The organism is Dietzia sp. B44, assembly GCF_014145245.1.
Classification (GTDB): domain Bacteria; phylum Actinomycetota; class Actinomycetes; order Mycobacteriales; family Mycobacteriaceae; genus Dietzia; species Dietzia natronolimnaea.
This window is the reverse complement of record NZ_JAALEF010000268.1, coordinates 1-1,778: the sequence shown is the minus strand read 5'-3', so window position 1 is coordinate 1,778 and position 1,778 is coordinate 1. Positions and strand designations below refer to the sequence as shown.

The window sequence follows — 1,778 nt, the reverse complement described above, 5'->3', positions numbered from 1 at the left end:
GCGTGCGCGCCCAGCGCCGCACCGCGGGCGAGATCGCCCGCGACCTCCCCGACCCCGTCCTGTTGGACGTGGGGACCGGTGTCGCGTTGGTCCGGCTCCGCGCGGAGCGGATCGTGCTGACCGACGACGACGGGGTGACCGACATCGACCCCGAGGACCTGGCGACCTCCGGGCCCGACCCCTTCGCCGACCTCGAGGGGCACTGGCTGGACCATCTCAACGACCCGCGCTGCCAGGTGGTGCCGCGGATGGCGCTGCGCGTGTGCCGCTGCCTCCCGGCCGAGCGGCCACTGCTGGTCGGCATCGACCGCGCCGGGGTGGACATCGAGCTCGTCGGGCGCGACGGGCGCATCCACCGGGAGCGGTTGCCCTTCGCCGAGGCGTGCGTGAGCGTCACCGAGTTGGGCACCCAGCTCCGCCTGCTCGCCGGGGGGTCGCGATACCCTCTAGACCGTGCTGCTCTCCGACCGTGACCTCCGCTCCGAGCTCGCCGACGGGCGGCTCACGATCGACCCTCTCGACTCCTCGCTGATCCAACCGTCGAGCATCGACGTCCGACTGGACAGCCTGTTCCGCGTGTTCAACAACTCGCGCTACACCCACATCGACCCGGCGCAGCAGCAGGACGACCTCACCGAACTCGTCGAACCCGCGTCAGGGGACCCGTTCGTGCTGCACCCGGGCGAGTTCGTCCTGGGGGCGACCCTCGAGCGCCTGGCCCTTCCCGACGACCTGGCGGGCCGGCTCGAGGGAAAGTCCTCCCTCGGTCGACTCGGTCTGCTCACGCACTCGACCGCCGGGTTCATCGACCCGGGGTTCGAGGGGCACATCACCCTCGAGCTGTCCAACGTGGCCAACCTGCCCATCACGCTGTGGCCGGGGATGAAGATCGGCCAGCTGTGCCTGTTCCGGCTGTCCAGCCCCGCCGAGGTCCCGTACGGCACCGCCGCGACGGGCTCGAAGTACCAGGGACAGCGCGGCCCGACCGCCTCCAAGGCGTACCTCAACTTCCGCTGACCGGGACTGTTGCCGAACCAGGCCCGTCGGCGACCCGGGCCCGGCCACAGTACGCTCGTCCCGCGTTCACCCCGGTGTTCCCGGGAGGTCGTCCGGGGACGGTAGAACTGCGCTATGCGTATGACCGTGTTCGGGACCGGGTATCTGGGGACCACCCATGCCGCCTGTATGGCCGAGTTGGGTCACGAGGTGCTGGGTGTGGATGTGGACGAGGCGAAGATCGAGCGCCTGCGGGCCGGTGAGGTGCCGTTCTACGAGCCGGGGTTGCCGGAGATCCTGAGGCGGCAGGTGGAGTCCGGTCGGGTGCGGTTCACCACGGACTACGCCGAGGCCGCGGAGTTCGCGGACCTGCACTTCATCGGGGTGGGTACCCCGCAGCGCAAGGGGGAGTTCGCGGCCGACACCTCGTATGTGGAGGACGTGGTGGCCCGATTGGCGCCGCTGTTGACCGCGGATGCGGTGCTGGTGGGCAAGTCGACGGTGCCGGTGGGGACGGCGGCGCGGTTGCAGGAGATCGCCGACTGGCACGCCCCCGCCGGGGTGCACGTCGAGGTGGCGTGGAACCCGGAGTTCCTGCGGGAGGGTTTCGCGGTGGCCGACACGCTCACGCCGGATCGGATCGTGATCGGGGTGCGTGAGCCGGGTGGGTCGGTCGAAGAGGCGGTGCGCGGGGCGTACGCGCCGATCCTGGACTCGGACCCGTGTCCGGTGATCGTGACGGACCTGGCGACCGCCGAGTTGGTCAAGGTCAGCGCGAACGC

At 70.8% G+C, this 1,778-nt stretch carries 2 protein-coding genes and 1 pseudogene; all 3 read left to right on the top strand.

Going from position 1 to position 1,778, the window contains the following annotated elements; genetic code table 11:
- Positions 1–473, top strand: a pseudogene (locus G6017_RS09560) (hypothetical protein); the annotation flags it as partial.
- Positions 454–1,017, top strand: a complete 564-nt coding sequence (gene dcd / locus G6017_RS09555; protein WP_017838407.1) for a dCTP deaminase — start codon at positions 454–456, stop codon at positions 1,015–1,017. The pseudogene G6017_RS09560 and the gene dcd, both read left to right, overlap by 20 nt.
- Positions 1,018–1,131: 114 nt before the next feature.
- The coding region (locus tag G6017_RS09550) for a nucleotide sugar dehydrogenase (protein ID WP_241731452.1) at positions 1,132–1,778 on the top strand (647 nt) is incomplete at its 3' end.